We start from the raw sequence: 18848 nt of genomic DNA on the forward strand, positions 1-18848 counted from the left end.
CTGCCAATCAAAACCCCTACAGAATTGGATAATCATGCCGATAACTTTACTAACGCAGGGTAGTCAACGTGAACGATCTCTATACCGCCGATGGCGTGATGGATAAACATTCGCTCTGGCAGCGCTACGTTCCTCTGGTGCGGCATGAAGCGCTGCGCCTGCAGGTACGTTTGCCAGCCAGCGTTGAGCTTGACGATCTGCTGCAGGCCGGTGGCATTGGCTTATTGAATGCCGTGGAGCGCTACGATGCGCTGCAGGGCACCGCCTTTACCACCTACGCCGTGCAGCGTATCCGGGGAGCAATGCTGGATGAGCTGCGCAGTCGCGACTGGGCACCACGCAGCGTACGCAGAAATGCGCGCGAAGTGGCAGGTGCCATGCATCAGGTAGAACAAGCGTTGGGGCGCTCGGCTACTGAGCAGGAAGTGGCTGAGCGACTGAATGTTTCGCTGGAGGAGTATCGGCAGATTCTGCTCGATACCAACAACAGCCAACTCTTCTCCTATGACGAGTATCGGGAAGAACACGGCGACAGTGCGGAGCTGGTGACGGAGGGGCATGAGGAAGCCAACCCGCTTCATCAGTTGTTGGAAGGAAACCTACGTGACCGCGTAATTGAAGCGATTGAGGCGTTGCCTGAACGTGAAAAACTCGTGCTCACACTGTACTACCAGGAAGAACTGAACCTGAAGGAGATTGGCGCGGTGCTGGAAGTGGGGGAATCCCGCGTCAGTCAACTGCACAGTCAGGCGATCAAACGCCTGCGTGCCCGATTATCGGGGGCGCGCTAACAGACTCAGTTCCTGGCGATCGAAAAAAACAATAAAACCGGGGACTCAGCAATGGGAGCCAAAGTTAAAGCCAGACCTTTAAGTCGCTATCTTAAAGACTATAAACACAGCCAAAGCAATTGTTCGCACTGTGGCAAAGTTTTAGACCGTATGGCGTTAGTATTCCGCGGCCAGATCATCAATAAAGAGGCCATCGCACGCATGGACCAAATGATTGACGATCAGGTGTGGATGAAACTCCAGCCAGAATTGACCGCCTTGTGTCGTTTCTGCAGCGATATTTTTTGTAATACCCATCCGAATTACTTCGACATTATGGCGTTTAAGCAATACCTGTTTGAGCAGACGGAGATGAGCCACAGTACCATACGTGAGTATGTAGTACGTTTGCGTCGGCTTGATGACATGCTAAAAGCGAAAAATTTCCCGGCCGATCGATTACGGGGCAATAGCTGGCATGAGTGTCTGGAGAACGATCTGCCTGATGCGGGTAATAACAATTACCGCATCGCACTGCGTAAATATGACCAGTTTTTAGGCTGGCAGCAGGGCTGATGGTGATCCCACCCTTGTTGTTGTCGAGCATGACAGCAACAAGGGCAGCACGCGATGAATTCCGGGTGCGACTTTTCTCATCTTCTGCAACACTGTATGGATAACTGCACATTGCCCGAATGGAGGCTGCATTGTCCTTACATCTTCTGCACCAGTTCCCACGTCTTGAATTACTCGGTGCACCTACGCCGCTTGAGCATTTGCCACGGCTTTCTGACTATCTTGGTCGCGATATCTTTATTAAGCGCGATGACTTCACGCCGGTGGCCCTCGGCGGTAACAAACTGCGTAAACTCGAATTCCTGGCCGCTGATGCGCTGCGCGAAGGCGCGGATGTGCTGCTGACGGCGGGCGCTATTCAATCTAACCATGTGCGTCAAACCGCAGCGGTAGCGGCGAAGCTCGGCCTGAAGTGCGTGGCGCTGCTGGAAAACCCGATTGGCACCACGTCAGAAAACTACCTCAGCAACGGCAATCGTCTGATGCTCGATTTGATGGATGTGGAAATCGTCATGGTCGATGCGCTGCACAATCCCACTGAACAGTTGGCCGCTCAGGCCGAACACCTCGAAGCGCAGGGATTCCGTCCGTATATTGTGCCGGTCGGCGGTTCTAATGCACTCGGTGCGCTCGGCTACGTTGAGTGCGCGCAGGAGATTGCGCATCAAAGCGAAGGCGTGGTGGATTTCGCCGCGGTGGTGGTCGCTTCCGGCAGCGCTGGCACGCATGCTGGCCTGGCGATTGGTCTGGAACAGCTGCTGCCCGAAACCCAGTTAGTTGGTGTGACCGTGTCGCGCAAAGTCGAGGCGCAGTTGCCGGTGGTGGAGCGCATTCGCAGCGCGCTGGCCGAGCAGCTGGAAGTGCAGGCCAAAGCGCAGATCACCTTGTGGGATGATTACTTCGCGCCGCGTTACGGCGAGCCGAACGAAGAGGGCATGGCGGCGGTGAAACTGCTGGCGCGGCTGGAAGGCATCATGCTCGATCCGGTGTATACCGGCAAAGCGATGGCGGGATTAATCGATGGCATTGCGCAAAATCGCTTCCGTCGTGAAGGTCCGCTGCTGTTCGTGCATACCGGTGGATCGCCGGCGTTATTTGCTTATCACCCTTCGGTCTGAGACAGAACGTAAAAACGGTTTATAATCCGGCGGTTATTGCAATCCGCACCCACCGTAGCGGCGCAATTTATTGCGCGATAAATCGCGCCGCTACAGAATGTGCGATGGTTGTATCAAGGTAGTCGTAAGGTGCGCGTTTATGCGCGCCCAAAATAAGCACACAACAACACATCACAATAAATGGGGTAAACATGACTTTCTCTCCTCTTCGTCGCCAAATGGTGATGGGCATGATGGCGGTCGCGCTGGTTGCGGGCGTTAACGTTAAATCCTTCGCCGCAGAAGATTTGCTGGCAAAAGTAAAGAGTAAAGGCGAGCTGCGCGTCGGTCTGGAAGGCACTTATCCGCCGTTCAGCTTCCAGGATGAAAAAGGCCAGCTGACCGGCTTTGAAGTGGAGTTCGCGCAGGCGCTGGCTCAACACCTTGGCGTGAAAGCCGATCTGCGTCCTACCAAATGGGATGGCATGCTGGCCTCGCTGGATTCCAAACGCATCGACGTGGTGATCAATCAGGTTACCATCTCGCCAGAGCGTAAGAAGAAGTATGACTTCTCCACGCCGTACACCGTCTCAGGCGTACAGGCGCTGACGCTGAAGAAAAACGCGGCCACCGTCACCAAGCCAGACGATCTGGCCGGCAAGAAAGTCGGCGTTGGTCTCGGCTCCAACTATGAGCAATGGCTGAAGGATAACGTGCCGAAAGCCGATGTGCGTACCTATGATGATGACCCAACCAAGTATCAGGATCTGCGCTCAGGCCGTTTAGACGCCATTCTGGTTGACCGCTTAGCGGCGCTGGATCTGGTGAAGAAAACCGGCGACACCATGGCGGTAGCGGGCCCGGCCTTCTCCCGTCTGGAATCGGGCGTGGCGCTACGTAAAGGCAACGACGATCTGCTGAAAGCGATCGACTCCGCCATCGCGGACATGCAGAAAGATGGCTCGCTGAGCAAACTGTCTGAAAAATGGTTCGGCGCGGACGTCACTAAATAATGCAGGAAAGCTTACAACTGGTGCTGGATTCAGCACCATTTTTACTGAAAGGTGCGCTGTTCACGCTGCAACTGAGTATCGGCGGGATGTTCTTCGGCCTGATACTCGGTTTCGTGCTGGCGTTAATGCGCCTGTCACACTTCTGGCCCATCAACTGGCTGGCACGCATCTACGTGTCGATTTTCCGTGGCACGCCGCTCATCGCCCAACTGTTTATGATCTATTACGGTCTGCCGCAGTTTGGTATCGAGCTGGATCCGATTCCGTCGGCGATGATTGGTCTGTCGCTGAATACCGCCGCTTACGCCTCTGAATCACTGCGTGGTGCGATTGCCGCGATTGAGCGCGGGCAGTGGGAAGCCGCTGCCAGCATCGGCATGACGCCGTGGCAAACGCTGCGTCGCGTGATCCTGCCGCAGGCCGCGCGCACCGCGCTGCCGCCGCTGGGCAACAGCTTTATCAGCCTGGTGAAAGATACCTCGCTGGCCGCCACCATTCAGGTGCCGGAGCTGTTCCGTCAGGCGCAGCTGATCACCTCACGGACGCTGGAAGTGTTCACCATGTATCTGGCGGCCTCGCTGATTTACTGGGTGATGGCGACCGTGCTGTCGGCGCTGCAAAACCGCCTGGAAGCGCATGTGAATCGACAGGATCGGGAGGGCAAATGAGTGCAATTGAAGTCCGTCAGCTGGTGAAGCAGTTTCACGGCCAAACGGTGCTGCACGGCATCGATCTCGACGTGGCGCCAGGCGAAGTGGTGGCGATTATCGGGCCGAGCGGCTCCGGTAAAACCACGCTGCTGCGCAGTATCAATCTGCTGGAAGTGCCGGAAAGCGGACGTATCAAAGTCGGCGATATTGCCATTGATGCGGCGCTCGGTCTCAATAAGCAGAAGCAGCAGGTGCGCCAGTTGCGCCAGCAGGTTGGTTTTGTGTTCCAGAACTTCAATCTGTTCCCGCACCGCTCGGTGCTGGAGAACATCATTGAAGGGCCGGTGATCGTCAAAGGCGAGCCGAAGGCGGAAGCCATCGCGCGTGCGCGCAGTTTGCTGGAGAAAGTGGGATTGCACGGCAAGGAAGATAGCTTCCCGCGTCGTCTCTCTGGCGGACAGCAGCAGCGTGTGGCAATAGCGCGCGCGCTGGCGATGCGTCCGGAAGTGATTCTGTTCGATGAGCCGACGTCGGCGCTCGATCCTGAGCTAGTGGGCGAGGTGCTAAACACCATTCGCGCGCTGGCGCAGGAGAAACGCACCATGGTGATCGTCACCCATGAGATGAGCTTTGCGCGTGACGTCGCGGATCGTGCCATCTTTATGGATCAGGGACGCATCGTGGAGCAGGGCGCGGCAAAAGCGCTGTTCAGTCATCCGCAGCAGGCACGTACCCGGCAATTTCTCGACAAGTTTCTTAACCAATAATCTCAAGCGTCGCCGAACAGTGGCGACGCTTTTCTTATATCGCCCGGTATTTTTCGTCTCAGTATTTTCCTAAATTCATTTTACCTTGATTTAATAACCTACTGAATTATATTAAAAATACCCACTTAAAATCCCGCCGCCATTAGGCCATATCCTTATTAGGAAAGTCCCGATTGTGACATCTTTGTAAATATAAATAATTCTTTACAAATTCATGGCGCAATTAGGACATAGCAATGACGACTGCCAGGAAAGAGGTCCTCTGGATCAACACGCTCAAAGGGGGCTGCATTTTGATGGTGGTGTTACATCACTCCATCATCACCACGTTCGCGCCTTCGCTGCATCATCTCACCGCTGGACTGCTGCCAGCGCACTGGTGGGTGGCGTTTAACACCTATCTGTCGCCGCTGCGCATGCCGGCCTTCTTCTTTGTCTCCGGTTTGCTGGCCGCCAGTTCGATCACCAAAAAGAGCTGGAAAGAGGTGTTCACCAAAAAGTTCAGCAACATTGTCTATCTCTACCTGCTGTGGGGCGTGATTCAGTGGCTGAGCATTCACTATATCTCTACGCATCTTGGGGAACGGCTCTCCAGCACTAAAAACGCCGCCTATGCCGACACGCCGTTTGAGTTCGTTAAGCTGCTGATGACCTCGATGACCAGCCTGTGGTATCTCTACGCGCTGGCCGGATTCTTCCTGTTCACCAAGCTGTTCCACAAACAGAAGATGGCCTTGATGGCGCTGGCGATTGTCGCCACCTACGCGGCGCAGTTCAGCCTGATTCCCGGCTGGGGACCTGCCAGCGTGGCGCAGAACTATCTCTACTTCCTGCTCGGGGCATTCTTTAGCCAGGCACTGATCGAGCTGAGCGAGCTGAAGCGCCAGCACTGGTTGATGCTGGGTGGCATTGCGCTGATCGGCATGCTGCATCATGTCGGGGGAATCTATAAAAATCCGTTCTACAGCTTGCTGACCATCGTGTTTGGCATTGTGTTGTGTCGCTTCCTCAATGAACGTTTCAATATGGCGTGGCTTAACTGGATTGGCCGTAACACGCTGCAAATCTACGTGCTGCACCGCATCTTTATTGAACTGCTGGGGCTGAGTGCGATTGTGCTGGCGGTGCATTATGGCTGGTTTGACAATACCGTGTTTAGCTGGGCATGGGCGCTGCTGATGCCGATTACCGGCGTTGCGTTGTGTACCAGTATTTCGCTGCTGGTGTGGACGCTGCTCAACCGTGGTCCGGGCCGCATGCTGTTTCTCTATCCGCGCCTGCTGCGCAAACCTGCGCTCGAAAGCAAAAGCGCGCCGCTGCAATAATTTTGTGGGTCAAGCGCCGCACATTCCGTAGCGGCGCAATTCATTGCGCGATAAATCGCGCCGCTACGGAATGTGCGGTAATAAATCGCTTAGCACAACGCTAATATCCCTGCTTATCCATTTGACACATTAAATAATTCTTTATTTAGAATTTGAATTTAATCTGGCATAAGAAAGGGTGGATTGTTCTTAATTTCCCTGCGCGACAACGCTCACACTTATTTTACTTAATAACCTTTTAGTGACTCAAATTAAGGCAAATTTCCTTAGCCTGCTCAGGGTTCTATTTTTGTCTGGATCTGTAAAGTATTGTTATATCAGGACCACAAAAAAACATTTAGGACTTTCGCTACATCATGCCTTCGTCTGCTGTTTAATAATCGTTGAATAATCATAAATGCTACAACGCTTATTTCCTCATCCTTCTCCTTTAAGACCTACACAGCAACAGCAGCGGGAGTCAATCACATGAATAACGCCAGGAAAGAAGATATCGCGTGGATAAATACCCTAAAGGGAGCCTGCATATTACTGGTGGTGTTGTATCACACCGTATTACCTGGATTTGAAGGAACGGTAAAATTATTGACCGCCGGTTGGATCCCGGCAGAAATATGGGTGCAGTTTAATACCGTATTATCACCACTGCGCATGCCATCCTTTTTCTTTGTTTCGGGATTGTTGGCCACCAATGGCATTTTAAATCGTCCATGGAAACAGGTGTTTACTAGCCGTATCACCAATCTATTCTATTTGTATATTTTATGGGGCTTTATTCAGTGGTGGTCCATTGTTGGCATCTCCACCGAGATTACCGGACAACGTATTTCGCAGAATCTCAATGCGGCTTACGCCGGTTCGCTGTTTGAGTTCCTTAAGCTGACCTTCCTCGCGATGAGCACCTCGTGGTATCTGTACGGCTTAGCGATCTATTTCCTGTGCGCCAAAATCTTTAAAAAGCAGAAAGTGGCGTTGCTGGTGGTGGCGATTGCGCTCAACTATATGGCGGTGGAGAAGATCATTCCGTACTGGGGACCACAAAGCGTGGCGCAGTATTTCCTGTTCTTCCTGCTGGGGGCGTTCTGGAGCCCGATGATGCTGCGTCTCAGTGAATGGCGTCGCGACAACATTGTGCCCTGGGCGATCCTGGCGGCGATCTCGGGCCTGCATATCATCTTCGGTCTGGATAAGAGCCTGTTCCTGTGCATCCTCGCGGTGCTGGGCAGCGTGGCGGCGTGTCGCTGGCTGAACGCGCGTTTCAAGATGAGTTATTTGAATTGGGTCGGGCGTAACACGCTGCAAATCTACGTGATTCACCGCATCTTCATTGAGTTCTTCGGCATGTCGGCGATTCTGTTTGCTCAGCGTCATCATCTGTTTGAGCAAGCGTGGTTCTCCATTCTGTGGGCCTGCTTCTATCCGCTGGCGATTGTGGGGATCTGTTCGCTGTGTTCGGTTGCGGTGTGGCAGGTTACTAATCGTGGATTGGGTCAGTCGTTGTTTGTGTTTCCAACGTTGATCGGGTTGAAGCGGGGTAAGTCTGCGGCGTGAAAAAAGGTCGCCAAGAATGGCGACCCTACGTTGTTACTGTTAACCGATGGTCATCAAACTCGCGTTACCGCCCGCGGCGGCGGTATTGACGCTCAGTGAACGCTCAATCAGCAAACGCTCCAGCAGCAGATTGGTTTCGCCGCGGGCGAAGCCCTGCACCGAGACAATCGCGCCATCGCGTGCCGCGACCTGCTCACACAGGCTGCGCAGCTGATCGGCATCACCGTGATAAATCACCGCATCAAACTCCGCCGCCAGCGCATCCTTCACCAGCTTAACGTGCGCTTGCACTTCAGCAGGCAAAGACTTACGCAGCGTACGATGCAGCTCATCATCCTGCCAGATTGCCTGACTGCCGACGCTGGTCACTGCCGCCAGTTGCGTCAGCGCGTCTTCCGCGTTATCGGCGATGCACAGCACATGTTCGCGCGGCAGCAGGGTGAAGGTGTTGCGCTCGCCGGTTGGGCCCGGCAGCAGACGCACCGTACCGGCCTGCGCCAGCTCATCGTAACGCTGACACAGCGCCAGCAGCTCAGGCTTATCCTGCGCCCATTGCTGCAATGCCTGATGCGCACGCATCAATTCGGCACGCACCGTGCTGTCAACCGGACGCTCAGCATCCTGACGATCAAAGGTGATGCGCAGCGCGCCGTCTGGACGGTTGGCCAGCAGGCGATAGAGATAGAGCGGACCGCCGGCTTTTGGACCGGTACCCGACAAGCCTTCGCCGCCGAACGGCTGCACGCCGACGACCGCGCCAACCATATTGCGGTTCACATACAGGTTGCCGACTTTAGCCGTCGCCGTAACCTGCGCGATGGTTTCATCGATGCGCGTATGCACGCCAAGCGTCAAGCCGTAACCCGACGCGTTAATCTGCTCAACCAGCTGCGGCAAGTTATTGCGCGAGAAACGCACCACGTGCAGCACCGGACCAAACACCTCTTTATCCAGATCGCTCACCTGATCCAGCTCGATCAGCGTTGGCTTGATAAAGGTGCCGCTGTTCCACTCTTTGCTGTCCTGAGGATTCTCCTGCGCCGCCTGATAGACGTTGAAGCCCTTATTGCGCAGCGCCTGAATGTGACGCTCAATATTGGCTTTGGCTTCAGCATCAATCACCGGGCCAATGTCGGTCGAGAGACGTTCCGGGTTGCCCATGCGGCACTCCGCCATCGCGCCACGCAGCATTTTCAAGGTGTGATCGGCCACATCGTCCTGCACGCACAGCAGACGCAGCGCCGAGCAGCGTTGACCGGCGCTATCAAACGCCGAAGCGACGATATCCACCACCACCTGTTCGGTCAGCGCCGAGGAATCCACGATCATCGCGTTCATGCCGCCGGTTTCAGCGATCAGCGGCGTTGGACGACCTTGAGGATCGAGACGACCGGCCAGATTGCGCTGCAGCAGCGTCGCCACCGCGGTTGAACCGGTGAACATCACACCGCGCACGCGTTCGTCGCCGGTCAGCTGTGCACCCACGGTTTCGCCCTGGCCCGGCAACAATTGCAGCACGCCTGCCGGTACGCCGGCATCCAGCAGAATTTGCACCGCCTGCGCGGCAATCAGCGGCGTTTGCTCCGCCGGTTTCGCCAGCACGCTGTTACCGGCCGCCAGCGCGGCGGCAACTTGTCCGGCAAAGATCGCCAGCGGGAAGTTCCACGGGCTGATACACACCACCGGACCAAGCGGACGATGGGTTTCGTTATCGAAATCGTCGCGCACCATGCCAGCGTAGTAGTAAAGGAAATCGACCGCTTCACGCACTTCAGCGATGGCGTTGTTGTAGGTTTTACCGGCTTCACGCACCAGCAAGCCAATCAGCTGCTGCATCTGGCCTTCCATCGCTTCGGCCGCACGCTCCAGAATCGCGGCGCGCTCCTGCGGCGGCGTAGCGAACCAGATTGGACCGGCATTGACCGCCGCATCCAGCGCATCTGAGACTTCGGCTTCGGTGGCTTCACGCACGCTGCCCACCACATCCGCTGGCGCGGCAGGATTGAGCACCGGACGGCTAACGCCTTCGCCTAATTCACCCTCTACCAGCGGCTGGGCAATCCACGGCTGGCTAGCGCTGTTAAGCAGGGCGCTGGAGAGCGACGCCAGACGATGTTCGTTCGCCATATCCAGACCCGCAGAGTTAGCGCGTTTAGCGCCATACAGATCGCGCGGCAGCGGGATTTTCGGATGCGGTAAACCAACCGCACCTTCCGCGACGCCCATCTTCTCCACCGCGGCAACCGGATCGGCCACCAGCTCATCCAGCGGCAAGGTGTTATCTGCGATGCGATTAACGAAGGAGGTATTGGCACCGTTCTCCAGCAGACGGCGCACCAGATACGCCAGCAGCGTTTCGTGGGTGCCGACCGGCGCATAAATACGGCACGGACGATTCAGTTTACCGTCGGCGACTTTGCCCACCACCTGCTCATACAGCGGTTCACCCATGCCGTGCAGGCACTGGAATTCGTACTGGCCTGGATAATAGTTATTGCCCGCCAACTGGTAGATCGCCGCCAGCGTGTGCGCATTGTGCGTGGCAAACTGCGGATAGATCAGGTTCGGCACCGCCAGCAGTTTGCGCGCGCAGGCCAGATAAGAGATGTCGGTGTACACCTTGCGGGTGTAAACCGGATAGCCTTCCAGACCATCAATCTGCGCGCGTTTGATTTCGCTATCCCAATAGGCGCCTTTCACCAGGCGGATCATCAGACGACGACGGCTGCGCTGCGCCAGCTCAATCAGCGCATCAATCACAAACGGACAGCGCTTCTGATACGCCTGAATCACAAAGCCGATGCCGTTCCAGCCGTCCAGCTCCGGTTCAAAGCAGAGTTTTTCCAGCAGATCGAGCGACAGCTCAAGGCGATCGGCTTCTTCCGCATCGATGTTGATACCGATGTCATACGAGCGCGCCAGCAGCGTCAGGGATTTGAGGATCGGATAGAGTTCTTCCATCACGCGCTCATACTGCGCGCGGCTGTAGCGCGGATGCAGCGCCGACAGCTTGATCGAGATGCCCGGACCTTCATAAATACCGCGCCCGTTCGACGCCTTGCCTATGGCGTGAATCGCCTGCTGGTAGGAAACCAAATACGCTTTGGCATCGCTGGCCGTCAGCGCCGCTTCGCCCAGCATGTCGTATGAGTAACGGAATCCTTTCTCTTCCAGTTTGCGCGCATTGGCCAGCGCTTCGGCGATGGTTTCGCCGGTAACAAACTGCTCGCCCATCAGGCGCATCGCCATGTCCACGCCTTTGCGGATCAGCGGTTCGCCACTCTTGCCGATAATGCGATTGAGTGAGCGCGACAGGTTAGCTTCGTTATGGGTGGAGACCAGACGGCCGGTAAACAGCAAGCCCCAGGTGGCGGCGTTGACAAACATCGACGGGCTGCGGCCAAGATGCGATTGCCAGTTGCCGTTGCTGATTTTGTCGCGGATCAGCGCATCACGCGTCGGCTTATCCGGAATACGCAGCAGCGCTTCCGCCAGACACATCAGCGCCACGCCTTCCTGCGAGGAAAGCGAAAACTCCTGCAGCAAACTTTGCACCATGCCGGCGCGGCCGGTTGCACCTTTCTGGTGACGTAACTTATCGGCAAGGCTGTAAGCCAGCTGATGGGTTTTCTCCGCCAGCGGGGCAGTGAGACGCGCTTGTTCCAGCAGCATCGGCACCGCATCCGTTTCCGGACGACGCCATGCGGCGGTGATCGCTGAGCGGCTGACCGACTGCGGTAAAATATGTTCGGCGAAGTCGAGGAAAGGTTGCAGCGCCTCGTCGGGAACGCTTTCATCACCGGCGGCATCAATCAGCAATTGCGGGATTTCAGGCACGGATTCACCGGCTTCCAGCTGCTCCAGATAGTTAAAAATTGCCTGCTTGATCAACCAGTGTGATGTGCGGTCAAGTTTCTGTGCCGCCAGTTTAATGCGATCGCGGGTGGCTTCGTCCAGCTTCACCCCCATGGTGGTGCTTGCCATGATGTCCTCGTCCTCAAAAATAGTGATTCAACGCTTGCGTGGCAGCAATATCACCTATGTTGCAACTTTGTGCAACCAGGTTAAATGTGACCTCGGTTGCACGATTTAAACCGCTTAGAATGTTAAACCGATAAATACGGCATGAAACTTGCTGCAAGAAGCTCGCCAAAGTTGCAACTGCCTGCAACAAGACGGTTCTTGGATCAGTAAAGGTGCAACTCAAACTGTGAACAGGCGCAACCTGTTGGCATTTAAAAAGCGAAGGAAGGTGAAACCGGTGTGACAGCTGTGTTAAATGCATTGTGCGCACCGACCCTTTGCGGCAGGATACCGCGCCTTAAGGGAAATCGCTTTCTCTGGATGCGGTGAAATCATGCTGCTGTCCCGTTCCGACAGCGCTGACCAAAAAGATTTCTCTTAATGGATCAAATAATAAGTGGAGAGACTCATGAGTGTAAGTACACCGATGTTGGTGACCTTTGTAGTGTATATCCTTGGGATGGTGCTAATCGGGTTCATCGCCTGGCGATCAACCAAAAGCTTCGACGACTATATTCTCGGCGGACGCAGTTTAGGTAGCGTCGTGACCGCGCTCTCTGCTGGCGCTTCCGATATGAGCGGCTGGTTATTGATGGGCCTGCCGGGCGCCATTTTCCTGTCTGGCATTTCCGAAAGCTGGATCGCCATCGGCCTGATTATTGGTGCATGGCTGAACTGGCGCATCGTCGCCGGTCGTCTGCGCGTGCAGACCGAGCATCACGATAATGCGTTAACCCTGCCGGACTTCTTCTCCAGCCGCTTCGAAGATAACAGCAAACTGCTGCGCGTTATCTCGGCGGTGGTGATTCTGATCTTCTTCACTATCTATTGTGCGTCTGGCGTGGTTGCCGGTGCGCGTCTGTTCGAAAGCACCTTCGGCATGGATTACCAAACCGCATTGTGGGCCGGTGCGGCCGCCACCATCCTCTATACGCTGGTGGGCGGTTTCCTCGCGGTAAGCTGGACCGATACCGTGCAGGCCAGCCTGATGATTTTTGCGCTGATTCTCACGCCGATTATCGTGATTGTTGCCGTCGGCGGACTCGATGATTCACTGGCGGTGATCAGGGCGAAGAGCCTCGAAAACCTCGACATGCTGAAAGGGCTGAACTTTGTTGCGGTGATTTCGCTGCTCGGTTGGGGGCTTGGCTACTTCGGTCAGCCGCATATTCTGGCGCGCTTTATGGCGGCAGATTCGCATCACACCATCCGCAGCGCGCGTCGTATCGGTATGACCTGGATGATCCTGTGCCTCGGTGGTGCGGTTGCGGTGGGCTTCTTTGGTATCGCCTACTTCGAGAACCATCCTGACCAGGCGGCGGGCGTAAGCCAGAACGGCGAGCGTATCTTTATCGAACTGGCGCGTATTCTGTTCAATCCGTGGATTGCCGGTATCTTGCTCTCGGCGATTCTGGCGGCGGTGATGTCGACCTTAAGCTGCCAGCTGCTGGTGTGCTCCAGCGCCTTGACCGAGGATCTCTACAAAGGCTTCCTGCGTAAAAATGCCAGCCAGAAAGAGCTGGTGTGGGTAGGGCGCTTGATGGTGCTGGTGATTGCCTTGATCGCTATCGCGCTGGCCGCCAATCCGGAAAACCGCGTGTTAGGTCTGGTGAGCTATGCGTGGGCAGGCTTTGGTGCCGCCTTTGGTCCGGTAGTGCTGTTCGGCGTATGCTGGAAGCGTATGACACGCAACGGTGCGCTGGCCGGTATGGTGATTGGCGCGCTGACCGTGTTGCTGTGGAAAGATTACGGCTACGCAGAATTGTATGAAATCATTCCAGGCTTCGCGTTCGCCAGTATCGCGATTGTGGTGTTCAGCCTGCTGGGTCGCGGCCCATCAGAAGCGGCGCAGCAGCGCTTTGCCGCCGCCGAAGCCCAATACCAAAGCAAGTAATCCCGTAGGGTCGCCATTTATGGCGACCTCATTCCCACTTCGCTAAACACCCAGGTGCGCATCAATGCGCACCCCACAAAACCCGCTCCCCCATCCGCAAAAACAAAATTAATTTCCTGCAGTGACTTGTATTTCTCCCTTCAGTAATGATAATCACTATCGTTCGCACTTTACGTTTTTTTACCTAAGGTTTACCCTTCTTAAAATTCAAGAGGTTGGTGATGTTCGTTCCCTTTCTCATCATGCTGCGCGAAGGTCTGGAAGCAGCGCTCATCGTCAGCCTGATTGCTAGCTATCTCAAACGCACCCAGCGCACCCAATGGTTTCCCGCCATGTGGGCCGGCGTATTTATCGCTGCCGCGCTCTGTCTGGCCTTAGGCATCTTCATCAATGAAACCACCGGCGAGTTCCCGCAGAAACAGCAGGAGCTGTTCGAAGGCATTGTCGCGGTGATTGCCGTGGTGATCCTGACGTCGATGGTGTTCTGGATGCGCAAAGTCTCACGCAATATCAAAGCCACGCTGGAAAAATCGGTTGATCAGGCGTTGCAGAAGCAGGGCAGCAGCGGCTTCCCGCTGGTGCTGATGGTGTTTCTGGCGGTAGCGCGTGAAGGGCTGGAATCGGTGTTCTTCCTGCTGGCCGCCTTCACTCAGGATGTGGGATATGCGCCGCCGCTCGGCGCGGTGCTCGGCCTCGCAACTGCCGTGGCGCTGGGCTTTTTGCTCTATTACGGCGGCATTCGCCTGAATCTGGCGCACTTTTTCCGCTGGACCAGCTTGTTCATTCTGTTTGTTGCGGCTGGACTCTCCGCCGGTGCCATTCGCGCCTTCCATGAAGCCGGATTGTGGAATCACTTCCAGGATGTGGCGTTTGATATGAGTAACACGCTCTCAACGCACTCGGTGTTCGGCACGCTTTTGGAAGGGATTTTGGGTTATCAGGAAACGCCAAGTGTCAGCGAAGTGGCGGTGTGGCTTGCCTATCTCATCCCGGCGCTGCTGCTGTTTTTCTTCCCGGCCCGGCCTTCAGTCAACGCGGCACGTACCACACGCTGAAATTTAATCAGGCGCGATTGCGCGCCTGTTCTTCCATGTAACAGGGATATCACTATGACGATTCGCTTCCGCCGCAAGGCGCTGTTGGTTGCTATGCTGGCGCTTTCCGGTGCCGCTTCTGCTGCTGCCGTCCCGCAAGTCACGGTCACCGTGACGGACAAACAATGTGAGCCGATGTCGCTCAACGTGCAGGCCGGTAAAACCCAGTTCATCATCAAAAACAACAGCCAGAAAGCGCTGGAGTGGGAGATTCTGAAAGGGGTGATGGTGGTGGAAGAGCGTGAGAACATCGCGCCGGGCTTCAGCCAGAAACTCACCGCCAATCTGGAAGCGGGCGAATATGACATGACCTGCGGCCTGCTCAGCAACCCGAAAGGCAAGCTGGTGGTGAGCGGTGATGCGAAGAAAGCAGCAAACGGTAAGCCGGATGTGCTGGAGCTGGTTGGCCCGATCGCCGACTACAAAGTCTACGTGATGAATGAAGTGAAAGAGCTGGTAGCAGGCACCAAAGCGTTTACCGATGCGGTGAAAGCCGGCGACATCGAGAAAGCCAAAGCGCTGTTCGCACCCACGCGCGTGCATTACGAGCGTATCGAACCGATTGCTGAGCTGTTCTCCGATCTCGATGGCAGTATTGATGCGCGTGAAGATGACTTCGAAAAGAAAAACGAAGATCCGAAATTCACCGGTTTCCACCGCCTGGAAAAAATCCTGTTCGCCGATAACACCACCAAAGGTGCGGAAGAGTTTGCCACTAAGCTGAATCAGGACGTGCTGGATCTGCAAACCCGCATCAGCGAACTGGCGTTCCCACCGGCGAAAGTGGTCGGCGGCGCGGCCGGTCTGATCGAGGAAGTGGCCTCCAGCAAGATCTCTGGTGAAGAGGATCGTTACAGCCGTACCGACCTCTCTGACTTCCAGGCCAACATCGATGGCGCGCAGAAAATCGTTGATCTGCTGCGTCCGCTGCTGCAGAAAAACAATCCGCAGCTGCTGGCGAAAGTGGATGCTAATTTTAAGAAAGTGGACGGCATTCTCAGCAAATATCGCACCAAAGACGGCTTTGAATCGTACGAAAAACTGACCACCGCTGACCGTAACGCGCTGAAAGGCCCGATTACCACGCTGGCGGAAGATCTCTCCCTGCTGCGTGGAACCTTGGGTCTCGACTGATCATGAGTGATAAAAATGACGCGGCGCAGCCGTCGCGTCGTCGATTATTGCAGGGATTAGGCATGTTGGGCGGCGCGGCCGCCCTCGGCGGCGGTTGTCCGTTCCACACGGCAGCCGCCGATAGCTTCTCTCCCGGCACGGTTGCACCCAACTCGCGTCAGCAGGCGCAACCTTTTTACGGTGCCCATCAGGCCGGTATTGTCACGCCGCAGCAGGCCTCAATGATGCTGGTGGCGTTTGATGTGCTGGCGAGCGACAAAGCTGACCTTGAACGTCTGTTCCGCTTGCTAACCGATCGCTTCGCGTTTCTCACGCAAGGTGGACCGGCGCCGGCGGTTACTAATCCGCAGCTGCCGCCGATGGATTCGGGGATTCTCGGTGCCGATATCGCACCCGATAATCTCACCATGACGTTATCGGTGGGCACCTCGCTGTTTGATGAGCGCTTCGGCTTGAGCAAACACAAGCCTGCACAGCTGCAAACCATGACGCGTTTTCCCAACGATTCGCTGGATGCGGAACAGTGCCACGGCGACCTGCTGCTCCAGATTTGCGCTAACACTCAGGATACGGTGATTCACGCGCTGCGAGACATCATCAAACGCACGCCGGATCTGCTGGCGGTGCGCTGGCGTCGTGACGGCTTTATTGCCGACCACGCGGCGCGCAGCAACGGCAAAGAAACACCGATCAACCTGCTGGGCTTCAAAGATGGCACCGCCAATCCTGATACCCATAATCCAGCGTTGATGAACCAGCTGTTGTGGGTCACCGACGAGCAGCAGGAACCGACATGGACGCGCGGCGGCAGCTATCAGGCGGTGCGCATCATCCGTTTTCATGTTGAGATGTGGGACCGCACGCCGCTCGGCGAGCAGCAAACCATCTTCGGTCGTGAGAAGTTATCCGGCGCGCCGCTCGGCATGAAAAACGAGCATGACGTACCGGATTACAGCAAAGATCTCGATGGGGATTTGATCGCGCTGGATGCGCATATTCGTCTCGCTAATCCGCGCACGCCGCAAACCGACAGCAGTTTGATGCTGCGTCGCGGTTACAGCTATTCCAGCGGTATTACCGGATCGGGCCAGCTGGATATGGGTTTATTGTTTGTTTGCTACCAGCATGATTTAACCAAAGGCTTTATTACCGTGCAGCAGCGTCTCAATGGCGAAGCGCTGGAAGAATATATTCGCCCGATTGGCGGTGGATACTTTTTCGCGCTGCCGGGCGTGGCGGATAAAAATCATTATCTCGGGCAACCTTTATTGCAGGCCTGATTAATAAATGTGCAGCGCCTGCGATGGCTACCGCTTCGCAGGCGCGTTTGTTAAGTATTCCTTAAACTTTCCGCTGGATGCAGCCGTTTCCGAATGTTCCTAAAAACTTCGCTTAACCGCCAATAAATCATCTATCTGATAAATCTACTAAATTTAATTTAAGGTGAAGGCGCTCAGGCTTCGCTTATCATTTTTTCTTTAACGTGACGTAAAATTACTGTTGCAAACCACCGCAAATATGATGCACTTTATTCATAAGCGTTGTCAGTTGTGTGGTTAAGCCACTGGAGTTCGCGCATGATTCGTCTCTCTCTGGGACAGTTAAATAGTTTCACTACACGCAGTACACTGCGGGGGATTTCTTCCCTCCAACGTAACCTCGCTACTTTTCAAACATCGTTCTCGTTCAATCTCATTTTCTTTACCGGTGCGCGCCTGCGTCTCGGCGCTGATGCACACCATTCTCACTGGCTCGACACGGCTTACAAGGAAGCCAAATAAACCTCTAAAGCGTTCAAGTCATCGCCGCGGGTGATCCGCCGCGATAAATGAAACCAACTGTAAGGTGCCACTATGGGAAGACAGAAAGCAGTGATCAAAGCACGTCGTGAAGCAAGACGCGTTATTCGTAGCGACTCTCGCAGTCACCGTCAGCGTGAAGAAGAATCGGTCACTTCGCTGGTGCAAATGGGTGGGTTGGATTCGATTGGTATGGCGCGTGATGCACGTGACCGCGGGCCGATTGAAGCCAGAAATGAAGCTCAGGCACACTATCTCCATGCCATAGAAACGAAACAGCTTATTTTCGCCACCGGTGAAGCCGGCTGCGGAAAAACCTGGATTAGCGCAGCCAAAGCGGCTGAGGCCCTGATCAATAAGGATATCGAAAGGATTATCGTGACGCGCCCGGTTCTGCAGGCGGATGAAGATCTCGGTTTCCTCCCCGGAGACATTTCCGAGAAATTCGCGCCTTATTTCCGACCGGTATATGACGTTCTGGTTAAACGTCTCGGCGCTTCCTTTATGCAATACTGCCTGCGGCCGGAAATTGCCAAGGTAGAGATCGCGCCCTTCGCCTACATGCGTGGACGTACCTTTGAAAATGCGGTGGTGATCCTTGATGAGGCACAAAACGTTACCGCTGCACAGATGAAGATGTTCCTGACTCGCCTGGGTGAAAACGTGACGGTTATCGTCAACGGCGATATCACCCAGTGCGACCTGCCGTCCCATGCCAAGTCTGGCCTTGCCGATGCGTTAGCGCGCTTCGAAGAGGATGAGATGATCGGCGTGGTGCGTTTCGGCAAAGAGGATTGCGTCCGTTCAGCGCTGTGCCAACGCACGCTGCACGCTTACAGTTAACCGTTTGATTGAGAATGTAGCCTAAGCAAAACCCGGCGTACGCCGGGTTTTTTATGGGTTATGCCCCTTCGGCTGGACAACATCACCCTTCAGTAACAATTAGCGCCATTGTATTATTGATTCCTGTAAAAGTATCTCTGCTGAAAAATGGCACTCCAGGTCAAAAATAATTTTGAGAAAAATCCTAGTCACTTTATTAGGGTTCATCAGTGGTTTAACTCAAATGATAAGAAATTTCCTATATAAATCATATCGCAAAGATCGCCTCGCTTTATTGCCTTCCTAAAATATCAGCTATATATTCGCGCGGTA

Annotated in this window: 15 protein-coding genes; 14 read left to right on the top strand and 1 reads right to left on the bottom strand. The window is 55.1% G+C overall.

Annotated elements, in window-relative coordinates:
• Window positions 1-68: 68 nt before the first annotated feature.
• The 8 genes from HX773_RS03130 (at window position 69) to HX773_RS03165 (ending at window position 7749) form a co-directional block, all read left to right on the top strand.
• Window positions 69-791 (top strand): RNA polymerase sigma factor FliA, encoded by a 723-nt coding sequence (locus HX773_RS03130; RefSeq protein ID WP_007891379.1) that lies wholly within the window; start codon window positions 69-71, stop codon window positions 789-791.
• 51 nt (window positions 792-842) lie between these two features.
• Window positions 843-1346, top strand: coding sequence for a flagella biosynthesis regulatory protein FliZ (gene fliZ, locus HX773_RS03135; protein WP_007891377.1), 504 nt, complete (start codon window positions 843-845; stop codon window positions 1344-1346).
• 119 nt (window positions 1347-1465) lie between these two features.
• Complete coding sequence (locus tag HX773_RS03140) at window positions 1466-2464, top strand: D-cysteine desulfhydrase (protein ID WP_370463582.1); 999 nt, start codon at window positions 1466-1468, stop codon at window positions 2462-2464.
• A gap of 191 nt (window positions 2465-2655) precedes the next feature.
• Window positions 2656-3456, top strand: a complete 801-nt coding sequence (tcyJ, locus tag HX773_RS03145; protein ID WP_176970384.1) for a cystine ABC transporter substrate-binding protein — start codon at window positions 2656-2658, stop codon at window positions 3454-3456.
• Complete coding sequence (gene tcyL, locus HX773_RS03150) at window positions 3456-4124, top strand: cystine ABC transporter permease (protein ID WP_064739084.1); 669 nt, start codon at window positions 3456-3458, stop codon at window positions 4122-4124. Before tcyJ ends, tcyL begins: the two co-directional genes overlap by 1 nt.
• Window positions 4121-4873 (top strand): L-cystine ABC transporter ATP-binding protein TcyN, encoded by a 753-nt coding sequence (gene tcyN, locus HX773_RS03155; RefSeq protein ID WP_176970385.1) that lies wholly within the window; start codon window positions 4121-4123, stop codon window positions 4871-4873. The genes tcyL and tcyN overlap by 4 nt, the downstream gene beginning before the upstream one ends.
• 236 nt (window positions 4874-5109) lie before the next feature.
• Entirely contained in the window at window positions 5110-6198 is a 1089-nt protein-coding gene (locus HX773_RS03160; RefSeq protein WP_176970386.1) for an acyltransferase family protein, read from the top strand.
• A gap of 468 nt (window positions 6199-6666) precedes the next feature.
• The gene (locus HX773_RS03165; RefSeq protein WP_176970387.1) at window positions 6667-7749 is read left to right on the top strand and encodes an acyltransferase family protein; all 1083 of its coding nucleotides are present in this window, start codon (window positions 6667-6669) and stop codon (window positions 7747-7749) included.
• A gap of 39 nt (window positions 7750-7788) precedes the next feature.
• On the opposite strand, the gene putA is transcribed toward HX773_RS03165, so the two are convergent.
• Complete coding sequence (gene putA / locus HX773_RS03170) at window positions 7789-11733, bottom strand: trifunctional transcriptional regulator/proline dehydrogenase/L-glutamate gamma-semialdehyde dehydrogenase (RefSeq protein WP_176970388.1); 3945 nt, start codon at window positions 11731-11733, stop codon at window positions 7789-7791.
• A 448-nt stretch (window positions 11734-12181) separates the two neighbouring features.
• On the opposite strand from putA, the gene putP reads away from it, so the two are divergent.
• The 6 genes from putP to phoH all read left to right on the top strand — a co-directional run bounded on the left by putP (window position 12182) and on the right by phoH (window position 18536).
• Window positions 12182-13666, top strand: a complete 1485-nt coding sequence (gene putP / locus HX773_RS03175; protein WP_176970389.1) for a sodium/proline symporter PutP — start codon at window positions 12182-12184, stop codon at window positions 13664-13666.
• 221 nt (window positions 13667-13887) lie between these two features.
• Window positions 13888-14721, top strand: coding sequence for an iron uptake transporter permease EfeU (gene efeU / locus HX773_RS03180; protein ID WP_176970390.1), 834 nt, complete (start codon window positions 13888-13890; stop codon window positions 14719-14721).
• A gap of 54 nt (window positions 14722-14775) precedes the next feature.
• Entirely contained in the window at window positions 14776-15894 is a 1119-nt protein-coding gene (gene efeO, locus HX773_RS03185) for an iron uptake system protein EfeO (protein ID WP_176970391.1), read from the top strand.
• A gap of 2 nt (window positions 15895-15896) precedes the next feature.
• Window positions 15897-17174: an iron uptake transporter deferrochelatase/peroxidase subunit gene (gene efeB / locus HX773_RS03190; RefSeq protein ID WP_176970392.1), complete on the top strand. Its 1278-nt coding sequence runs from the start codon at window positions 15897-15899 to the stop codon at window positions 17172-17174.
• 297 nt (window positions 17175-17471) lie between these two features.
• On the top strand, window positions 17472-17675 hold the full coding sequence (locus tag HX773_RS03195; protein WP_176970393.1) for a hypothetical protein: 204 nt from the start codon (window positions 17472-17474) through the stop codon (window positions 17673-17675).
• Window positions 17676-17747: 72 nt separating this feature from the next.
• Window positions 17748-18536, top strand: a complete 789-nt coding sequence (gene phoH / locus HX773_RS03200; RefSeq protein ID WP_008105319.1) for a phosphate starvation-inducible protein PhoH — start codon at window positions 17748-17750, stop codon at window positions 18534-18536.
• The last annotated feature ends 312 nt before the right edge of the window (window positions 18537-18848 follow it).

The organism is Pantoea sp. B9002 (assembly GCF_013385945.1).
Lineage (GTDB): Bacteria > Pseudomonadota > Gammaproteobacteria > Enterobacterales > Enterobacteriaceae > Pantoea.

Coding starts and splice junctions, on each gene's coding strand:
- fliZ (WP_007891377.1), top strand. CDS start 843: ATGGGAGCCAAAGTTAAAGCCAGACCTTTAAGTCGCTATCTTAAAGAC.
- HX773_RS03140 (WP_370463582.1), top strand. CDS start 1,466: ATGGAGGCTGCATTGTCCTTACATCTTCTGCACCAGTTCCCACGTCTT.
- tcyJ (WP_176970384.1), top strand. CDS start 2,656: ATGACTTTCTCTCCTCTTCGTCGCCAAATGGTGATGGGCATGATGGCG.
- tcyL (WP_064739084.1), top strand. CDS start 3,456: ATGCAGGAAAGCTTACAACTGGTGCTGGATTCAGCACCATTTTTACTG.
- tcyN (WP_176970385.1), top strand. CDS start 4,121: ATGAGTGCAATTGAAGTCCGTCAGCTGGTGAAGCAGTTTCACGGCCAA.
- HX773_RS03160 (WP_176970386.1), top strand. CDS start 5,110: ATGACGACTGCCAGGAAAGAGGTCCTCTGGATCAACACGCTCAAAGGG.
- HX773_RS03165 (WP_176970387.1), top strand. CDS start 6,667: ATGAATAACGCCAGGAAAGAAGATATCGCGTGGATAAATACCCTAAAG.
- putA (WP_176970388.1), bottom strand. CDS start 11,733: ATGGCAAGCACCACCATGGGGGTGAAGCTGGACGAAGCCACCCGCGAT.
- putP (WP_176970389.1), top strand. CDS start 12,182: ATGAGTGTAAGTACACCGATGTTGGTGACCTTTGTAGTGTATATCCTT.
- efeU (WP_176970390.1), top strand. CDS start 13,888: ATGTTCGTTCCCTTTCTCATCATGCTGCGCGAAGGTCTGGAAGCAGCG.
- efeO (WP_176970391.1), top strand. CDS start 14,776: ATGACGATTCGCTTCCGCCGCAAGGCGCTGTTGGTTGCTATGCTGGCG.
- efeB (WP_176970392.1), top strand. CDS start 15,897: ATGAGTGATAAAAATGACGCGGCGCAGCCGTCGCGTCGTCGATTATTG.
- HX773_RS03195 (WP_176970393.1), top strand. CDS start 17,472: ATGATTCGTCTCTCTCTGGGACAGTTAAATAGTTTCACTACACGCAGT.
- phoH (WP_008105319.1), top strand. CDS start 17,748: ATGGGAAGACAGAAAGCAGTGATCAAAGCACGTCGTGAAGCAAGACGC.